Genomic DNA, 4,262 nt, shown 5'->3' with positions numbered 1-4,262 from the left:
CCCCCACACCAGGGCCCCCACCACCGCGTCGGAGGTGTTCTCGGCGACGGACTCCACGACCGCCCGCGCGATCCCGTCCGCGTCCAGCGCCTGCGGATCCCGTCCGCACAGATGCGGCAGCCGCGCCCGCGCCCCCTCGATGTCCCCGGCCTCCAGGGCGCGCCCGATCGTGCGGGCCTCCCGGGCCAGTGAAGTCCCGCCGACCACCGCCCAGGTGGCGGCGCCGGTCAGCGCGACGGAGGCGGCAGGGGAGGTACGTACGACACGGGCGGCGAGGGCACCGAGCGCCACGGCGCCACCGGCGCACACGGCGGTGTGCATCGCACCCCGCGCGCGGTCGTCGCGCCACAACACTCTCTCCACGGCGCCGGCGGCACGTCCGAACGCGGCGACCGGATGCCCCCGGCGAGGATCGCCGAGCAGCAGATCACCGAGAAGTCCGGCGGCGGCGCCGTACGCGAAGACGCGATCGGCTCGCATCGGGGTCAGCCGACCGTGGGGTCAGACGAGGGTCTGATACTGCGTGTCGATCGGCAGGCGAGCATCGCGTTCTGTCCTCACTCAGGGTGTCCACGCCCTGGTTCGACGAGTCCGGCGGTGAGAGTTCCTGGCTCCCGGGGCTTTCTACCCCGGTGACAGTGGCGGGACCGCGCCGGATTCACACCGGCTTCCTCTCCTGCCGCCGTAGCTGGCCCCGGAAGTCCACCACGGGGCCGGAAGGGCCGTCAACTTGCCGTTGACCTGCGCGGGGAGAGTGTGCGAAGGCCCACACAGGCGTGAGGTGCGGGACGGTGATCCGTCCCGCACCTCGGGTGTTTCAGGTGGCGTGTGCGCCGTACGTCGGGCCGTCAGGCCACGATCAGATAGATGCCGTATCCCACGGCCGCCGCGCACGCCGCGAAGCAGGCGTACGCGCCGGTGACCGCGAGCGCGGCCGAGTCGCCCTGGGCCACCGCCCGTTCGCGGCGGGACAGACCGGAGATGCCGAGGGTGAACAGGCCCACGAGGGCCACGGTGACCACGAGGCTGACGCCGAAGACGGAGCCGAGAGCCGCCCAGTCGATCTTCATGCTTCTTCTTCCTTGATTACCGGGGGTGCCGGGAGGAGTAACCGGGCGGGGGTCAGACCGTGGCCTGCGAGGGCGACGGCGTCGTCGTCGGCTCGGAGGCCGGGGCCGGGATGGTGGCCGCGAGGTCCTCGGCCGTCGTGCCCGCCGGGGGCGGGGTCACGGCGGCCATGGCGGTGGTCACCACGCCGGCCGGCTCGTCGGTCTCGTTGACGTTGGTGTGGTCGATGACCTCGCGACGCGAGAGCTTCCAGATCGCGGCGCTGGAGGCGACCAGGAAGACCGCGACGAGGGCCGTGCCCCAGGCGCCGAAGCCGGTCACGTACTCCGCGAGGGCGCCGACCAGGGCGGCGGCCGGCAGGGTCAGGCCCCAGGCGACGAACATCCGGGTGGCCGTCGACCAGCGGACCACGCCGCCCTTGCGGCCGAGGCCCGCGCCCATCACCGAACCGGAGACGGAGTGCGTGGTGGAGAGGGAGAAGCCGAGGTGGGAGGAGGCCAGGATGACGGTGGCCGCGCTGGTCTGGGCGGCGAAGCCCTGCTGCGGCTGGAGGTCGGTCAGGCCCTTGCCCATGGTGCGGATGATGCGCCAGCCGCCGAGGTAGGTGCCGAGCGCGATGGCCAGACCCGCGGAGAGGATGACCCACATGGGCGGGTCGGAGTCGGGGGCGAGGGTGCCGCCGGCGACCAGGGCGAGGGTGATGATGCCCATCGTCTTCTGCGCGTCGTTGGTGCCGTGCGCGAGGGAGACCAGACCGGCGGAGGCGATCTGCCCGGCGCGGTAGCCCTTCTTGCTGGCCTCGCCGTCGGCCTTCTTGCCGAGGGAGTACGTCAGCCGCGTGGCGAACATCGCCGCGAGGCCGGCGACGATCGGGGCGGCGATGGCCGGGATCAGGACCTTGGTGACGAGGACGTCGCCGTGGACCGCGCCGAAGCCGGCCGAGGCGATGGTGGCACCGATCAGGCCGCCCATCAGGGCGTGCGAGGAGCTGGAGGGAAGTCCGACCAGCCATGTCGCCAGATTCCAGAGGATCGCGCCGACCAACGCGGCGAAGATGACCTCGGGACGGATGCCGGTCTCGTCGACGAGACCCTTGGAGATCGTGTTGGCGACCTCCACGGAGAGGAAGGCGCCTACAAGGTTCAACACGGCGGACATGGCCACCGCGACCTTGGGCTTGAGTGCACCGGTCGAGATGGTGGTGGCCATCGCGTTGGCGGTGTCGTGGAAACCGTTCGTGAAATCGAACGCGAGTGCGGTTACCACCACAATCGCGAGGATCAGCGAGAAGTTTTCCATTTACCCAGGCAATCGTTCGAGGTCATCGGTCGGTTGACCGTAGGAAACCTGAGTGAACGGAAGGTGAACTGAGGCGGGCCGCACGGTGTCTGTAAGAGGGGGTTGTTCGTCCGGAAGGGGAGGCGTCCCCTCCGGCCGCCTCCGGCAGTCGCCGCACGGCCCAGGCGCCCCAAGGGTCAGTAGCCCCGGGCAAACTTCCTGAGCTGGGTCATCGACCCGTTGAAGAGATTCTGGTCACCCGGCAGGCTGCCGCTGCCGTTGTCGTACTGCCAGATGGTCCAGAACTGCCATCCGGCCGGCAGGTTCCCCGCCGTCGCGGAGTCGTACCGGGCTATCCACAGCGCGTGGTTCGAGGCGAAGGCGCGGCTGGCGCCGGTGCAGGTGTTCCACCAGTGGGTGGTGGTGTAGATCACCGGACGGCGGCCGGTTAGCCGCTTCACCTCGGCGCTGAAGGACTGGATCCAGTTGACCATCTTCGCCTTGCTCAGCCCGTAGCACTTGTGCTTGCTGTACGGGTTGTACTCGATGTCGAGCGCGGGCGGCAGTGTCCAGCCGTCCGACCGCCAGCCGCCGCCGTTGCGCACGAAGTGCGCCGCCTGCGTCCTGCCGGACGACTTGTTCGGCAGCGCGAAGTGGTACGCGCCGCGGATCATGCCCGCGTTGCGGGAGCCGTTGTACTGCTGGTTGAAGTACGGGTTGCGGTAGGTGTGGGACTCGGTCGCCTTGACGTAGACGAACCGGGCGCCCTTCCCCTTCGCGCTCTGCCAGTCGACGTTCTTCTGATGGGAAGAGACGTCATGGCCCTTGGGCTTTCCGGCCGCCGCGGCCGGCACCTCGGCCAGCGCGGTTCCGCCTAGGGCGAGCGCTGCCACGGATGCCGCTATGAGTCGGGAGCGGTGACGGGACGGTTTGCGATCACGGGCCATATTTCCCCCCGGAATGGCTGCGTGCACGACAAATCCCCCAGAGATTACGGGAAGATCGTTGAATCCCGGTCGATCTCAGGCCAAGCGAAGTCGATGACCGTTCCGCCCCGTTATGCACCCTTCCGGACGTAGGCCTTCCGCCCTAAAGTGCCCGAGCTCGACGGCGACTTGAGGCCGTGCCGCCTCCCGCCTGGCAGGATCGCCGCATGGCTGAGGAACGGCGGGACCAGCGAGGCGTGCGGGATGCGCGGGACGGCGCACAGGATGTGGGGGAGTCGTGGGGCAGAAGTGCCCGCCCCGAGGAGGCGGAGGCCTGGGAGGCCCTCGTCGCGACGGCTCGCCGGACCGTGTCCGACGGACTGGTCGTCGGCACCTCCGGCAACGTCTCGGTGCGCGTCGGTGACACCGTGCTGGTCACGCCGTCGGGAGTGCCCTACGACCGGCTGACCCCGGACGACGTGACCGGCGTCGACCTGACCGGCGCGCAGGTCCTGGGCGCACTGGTGCCGACGAGCGAGCTGCCCATGCATCTCGCCGTCTACCGCGCCACCGACGCCGGCGCCGTCGTCCACACCCACGCCGTCCACGCCACGGCCGTCTCCACCCTCGTCCCCGAGCTCCCCCTGATCCACTACATGGCCGCCGCCCTCGGCGGCCCCGTCCGGGTTGCCCCGTATGCGACGTACGGCACGGCGGAGTTGGCCGAGAACATGCTCCAGGCCCTCACCGACCGCACCGCCTGCCTCCTCCAGAACCACGGCACGATCGCCTACGGCACCACCCTGGACCAGGCCTACGACCGCACCGCCCAACTGGAATGGATGTCCCACCTCTGGCTCAAGGCATCCGCGGTACCGGGCCTGTCCCCGACCCTGCTGTCGGAGGGGCAGGTGGCGGAGGTGGGGGAGAGGTTGCGGGGGTACGGACAACGGGGGTGATCTCCCGATGCCGGTCCAGGCATCTTCAGCC

Annotated in this window: 5 protein-coding genes and 1 riboswitch; of the genes, 1 reads left to right on the top strand and 4 read right to left on the bottom strand. The window is 70.1% G+C overall.

Annotated elements, in window-relative coordinates; genetic code table 11:
* The 4 genes from L0P92_RS42615 to L0P92_RS42600 form a co-directional block, all read right to left on the bottom strand.
* A partial coding sequence (locus L0P92_RS42615; protein ID WP_234768512.1) for a cobalamin biosynthesis protein occupies positions 1–480 on the bottom strand: 480 nt, incomplete at its 3' end.
* Between the two features lie 102 nt (positions 481–582).
* A riboswitch (cobalamin riboswitch) is annotated at positions 583–722 on the bottom strand.
* Between the two features lie 126 nt (positions 723–848).
* A complete protein-coding gene (locus tag L0P92_RS42610) occupies positions 849–1,070 on the bottom strand; it encodes a hypothetical protein (protein ID WP_030051597.1) in 222 nt (73 codons plus the stop codon).
* A gap of 52 nt (positions 1,071–1,122) precedes the next feature.
* Positions 1,123–2,367, bottom strand: a complete 1,245-nt coding sequence (locus tag L0P92_RS42605; RefSeq protein WP_234768511.1) for an inorganic phosphate transporter — start codon at positions 2,365–2,367, stop codon at positions 1,123–1,125.
* Positions 2,368–2,543: 176 nt separating this feature from the next.
* Positions 2,544–3,293, bottom strand: coding sequence for a lysozyme (locus tag L0P92_RS42600; protein WP_234768510.1), 750 nt, complete (start codon positions 3,291–3,293; stop codon positions 2,544–2,546).
* Positions 3,294–3,499: 206 nt separating this feature from the next.
* Here L0P92_RS42600 and L0P92_RS42595 point away from each other — a divergent pair, with 206 nt between their 5' ends.
* Positions 3,500–4,231: a class II aldolase/adducin family protein gene (locus L0P92_RS42595; RefSeq protein WP_234768509.1), complete on the top strand. Its 732-nt coding sequence runs from the start codon at positions 3,500–3,502 to the stop codon at positions 4,229–4,231.
* Positions 4,232–4,262: the final 31 nt, after the last annotated feature.

Source organism: Streptomyces muensis (assembly GCF_021474425.1).
GTDB classification, from domain to species: Bacteria; Actinomycetota; Actinomycetes; order Streptomycetales; family Streptomycetaceae; genus Streptomyces; species Streptomyces muensis.
Note: the sequence above shows the minus strand (reverse complement) of the source record. Positions and strands in the feature narration are given on the sequence as shown.